At 73.1% G+C, this 3,884-nt stretch carries 4 protein-coding genes; 3 read left to right on the plus strand and 1 reads right to left on the minus strand.

From position 1 onward, the window contains the following. On the minus strand, positions 1-647 hold a 647-nt coding region (locus IEZ00_RS30425), incomplete at its 3' end, for a glycosyl hydrolase (RefSeq protein ID WP_229796245.1). Positions 648-916: 269 nt separating this feature from the next. On the opposite strand from IEZ00_RS30425, the gene IEZ00_RS30430 reads away from it, so the two are divergent. From IEZ00_RS30430 to IEZ00_RS30440, 3 genes are all read left to right on the plus strand, one after another. Next, complete coding sequence (locus tag IEZ00_RS30430; protein ID WP_229796246.1) at positions 917-2,464, plus strand: S8 family peptidase; 1,548 nt, start codon at positions 917-919, stop codon at positions 2,462-2,464. A 111-nt stretch (positions 2,465-2,575) separates the two neighbouring features. After that, complete coding sequence (locus tag IEZ00_RS30435; protein ID WP_189226811.1) at positions 2,576-3,076, plus strand: SRPBCC family protein; 501 nt, start codon at positions 2,576-2,578, stop codon at positions 3,074-3,076. Between the two features lie 111 nt (positions 3,077-3,187). Next, positions 3,188-3,730 (plus strand): YbhB/YbcL family Raf kinase inhibitor-like protein, encoded by a 543-nt coding sequence (locus IEZ00_RS30440; RefSeq protein ID WP_189226812.1) that lies wholly within the window; start codon positions 3,188-3,190, stop codon positions 3,728-3,730. Positions 3,731-3,884: the final 154 nt, after the last annotated feature.

Below are 3,884 nucleotides of genomic sequence, written 5' to 3' on the forward strand. Positions count from 1 at the left end.
GCCTGGTCGGGGTAGCGCGGCTGCGGACCGGTGAAGTCGATCAGGCCGTACTCGGTGAGCCAGATCGGCTTGCGGTAGCGGTCGTGGACGGCCTGCAGGTATCCGCGCAGGTGCTCGGTCGCGGCGGCGGAGAAGTCGCTGCCGTACCAGTGCAGCGGGATGAAGTCGACCCGGTAGCCGCGCGCGGCGGCCCCGCTCATGAACCGGTCGAGCCAGCCGCCCGCCCGGTCCCCGCCGAACGCGACCGCGGGCGCGCCGAGCCGCATCCCGGTGGCCTGCAGCCGGGGCCACAGGTTCAGCGCCTGCTCGACCGACATGTTGGCCTGGCCCGCCATGTCGGGCTCGTTGAAGCCGAGCAGGGTGGTGCCCAGCGACCGGGCGCGGTTGAGCTCGGTGTCGTTGACCGCGCCCGCGCCCCAGATCATCGGCACGAACTCGACACCGGCGGGGGTGGTCACCCCCTGGGTGTCGGATGCCCAGGTGTAGTACCAGCCCGCCCGCACGTCGGCGAGCGCGGCGGCGACACCGGGGTGGTTGTTGACGCTCACGCCCTTCTTGGTCGCGGCGGCAGCGGCCGGGGCGGTGAGCGCGCAGGCTGCGGCGAGCGCCGCCAGTACGAGCGCGAGCAGCTGGCGTGGGCCTCCCATGCGCCTTTCCCTCCATGATCTTGGTGACCCGATGGGAACCACGTGCGCGGCGACGGACGCGAGAGCGCCAGCAGCTTGCCGAGTGGTCTGGACCTATGTCAACCGGTCGGGCGCAGGACTGGGAAAAGCCCTATGCCACAAAGAGGACGTCGCCGTGGTGGATTCGGGGACGAAACTTCGGGCTGGCGCACCCGCGTCGCGGTAGCCGCCCCCGCGGCAAGCCGGAGCTGTCACCCTCGTGCCCTGATCTTGATCTACGGGAGGTTAGGGTGAAGCGGGATTTCGTTCGCGTGACCGGGGTGCTCGGCGCCTCGGTCCTCGCCTTCGGCGCGTTCTCGGGCGTGTCGCAGGCCGCGGCTGAGGGGGACATCGCCATGGCGGCGCAGGGCACGGCCGTGCCCGACCGCTACGTGGTGGTGCTCAAGGACGATGTAGGCATCCAGGGCGCGGAGCTGACCGCCAGACACGGCGGCAAGGTGACCGCGACCTGGCAGCACGCGCTGCGCGGCTTCGCGGTCGAGGCCAGCGAGGCCGAGGCCAAGCGCCTGGCCGCCGACCCCGCGGTGAAGTCGGTGAGCCAGGACGTCGTGGTCAGCGCCTCCGAGGTCCAGGCCAACCCGCCGTCGTGGGGGCTGGACCGGGCCGACCAGCGCGACCTCCCCCTGGACGCCGCGTACAGCTACGGCACGACCGCCGAGAACGTCCACGCGTACGTCATCGACACCGGCATCCGCACCACGCACTCGACCTTCGGCGGCCGCGCGTCGTGGGGCGTGGACTTCGTGGACGGCTCCAACACCGACTGCCAGGGGCACGGCACGCACGTGGCGGGCACGATCGGCGGCGCCGAGTACGGCGTGGCCAAGGGCGTGAAGTTGGTGGCGGTGCGGGTCCTCGACTGCAACGGCTCGGGCACCCTGGCCGACGTCGTCAGCGGCGTCGACTGGGTGACCGCGAACGCGGCCAAGCCCGCCGTGGCCAACATGAGCCTGGGCGCGGTCGCCTCGGCGGCCACCGCGCCGCTGGAGGACGCGGTGCGCGCCTCCATCGCCTCGGGCGTGACCTACGCCCTGGCCTCCGGCAACAGCAACCGCAACGCGTGCGGCTACAGCCCGGCGCTGGTGGGCGAGGCGCTGACGGTCAACGCCTCGACCGACGGCGACGCCAGGGCCTGGTTCTCCAACTACGGCAACTGCACCGACCTGTACGCCCCCGGCATGGACATCACCTCGGCCTGGAACACCGGCGACTCGGACACCGCGGTCCTCGACGGCACCTCCATGGCGACCCCGCACGTGGCGGGCGCGGTGGCGCTGCACCTGGCCGCCCACGCGGACAGCACGCCCGCCGACGCGCACGCCGCGCTGGTCGACAGCGCCACCGCGGACAAGATCGGTGACGCGGGCGCGGGCTCGCCGAACCGCCTGCTGCACACCGGCGCGCTGGCGGGCACGCCCGCCAAGGTCGACCTGGTCCGCTACGTCAAGGGCGGCGACCACCTCAGCTCCACCACCGGCGCTCCCGAGGGCTACCGGGCCGAGGGCTCGCTGGGCAAGCTCCTGGCCACCCAGCTGCCCGCCACCTGGGCGGTCTACCAGTGCTCGCTGGGCTGGGACAGCTTCACCTCCCTCGACCCCAACTGCGAGGGCAACACCCGCGTGGGCCTGCTCGGCTACATCCACGAGAACTCGGTGGACGGCTCGGGCGCGCTCTTCCGCTGCGTGGTGCGGGGCAGCGGCGGTGACCACATGGACTCGCGCGACCAGAACTGCGAGGGCCAGGTGGCCGAGGGTCGCCTCGGCTACGTCCTGAACTGACCGCGCTGAACTGACCGCGCTGAACCGAGCGCGCTGAACCGACACCGCCTGCCCCGGCACCCCGCCTGGGCAGGCGGTGTCGTCCGCACCAGGGCGAAGGAGGACGGGCGCGTGATCGGCGACCGCTGGGGTGTCAGCGACAGCGAGGTCTCGCGCCCCTACCCCTGCGACGGGTTCGCGACCGCGCCCGCGTTGCGGGCGTGGCGGGGCGTGACCGTCGAGGCGCCCGCCGAAGCGGTGTGGCCGTGGGTCACGCAGGTGCGGGTCGCGCCGTACTCGTACGACTGGATCGACAACTTCGGCCGCCGCTCCCCCCGCAGGCTGCTGGACCTGCCCGAGCCCGAGGTCGGTGAGGGGTTCACCGCCTCCGGCGGGCGCAGGCTGGGCCGGGTCGTCTCGGTCGAGCCGGGCAGGCAGCTGACCGGCACCGTCATGGGCGCCTTCCTGTCCTACGTCCTGGTGCCCGCCGGTAATGGCACGACGCGCCTGCTGCTCAAGGTCGTCATGCGCGCCAACCGCTGGGCGGCCCCCGTCCTGTCGGTCGGCGACCTGGTCATGGCCCGACGACAACTGCTGAACTTCAAGCTGCTCGCCGAGCGCCGGGGGCGCTGAGCCGCGAGCGGGCCACGAGGGGCGGCGGACACGTCGTCTTGCCAAATAATCGATTATCTGTAGAGTCATCGATCGTGAGCTGTCCGGCTCGCTCGACGACGAAGGAAGACGATGACCGAGAACGACCCGTTCGCGCGCCTGCCCGAGGTCCCCGGCTTCACCTTGACCAGCACGACCACCGAGGACGGCAAGCCGCTCGCCGCGCCGCAGCTGTCCGGCGCCTTCGGGATGCCCGGCGGCCGGGACGCCTCTCCTCAGCTCACCTGGAGCGGCGCCCCGGCGGGCACCAGGAGTTACGCGGTGACCGTCTACGACCCGGACGCCCCCACCGGGTCGGGCTTCTGGCACTGGGCCGTGGCCAACATCCCCGCCGACACCACCTCCCTGCCGGAGGGGGCGGGCGACGACACCGGCTCCGGGCTGCCCGCGCCTGCCGTTCAGCTGCCCAACGACACCCGTGCCGCCCGCTACATCGGCGCCGCCCCGCCCGCGGGCCACGGCCCGCACCGCTACTTCATCACCGTGCACGCCCTCGACGTCGAGGACATCGGCGTCCCGACCGACGCGACCCCCGCGCTGCTCGGCTTCACCATGGCGGGCCACGTCCTCGGCCGGGCCACCATCGTGGCCACCGCGCAGACCCCGGCGGGCTGAGCACCGGGCACGGCACCCCGGTGACCACCCCGGTCACCGGAGGCCGTGCCGCCGCCGGTACTCCCGCAGCCCCGGCTCGGCCAGCCGCTCCAGCAGCGGGCGCACGCGGGGCAGCAGGCCGGGCGCCAGGCCCGCCGCCTTGAGCGACCACCCG

The organism is Saccharothrix coeruleofusca, assembly GCF_014648515.1.
Classification (GTDB): domain Bacteria; phylum Actinomycetota; class Actinomycetes; order Mycobacteriales; family Pseudonocardiaceae; genus Actinosynnema; species Actinosynnema coeruleofuscum.

Coding starts and splice junctions, on each gene's coding strand:
- IEZ00_RS30440 (WP_189226812.1), top strand. CDS start 3,188: ATGACCGAGAACGACCCGTTCGCGCGCCTGCCCGAGGTCCCCGGCTTC.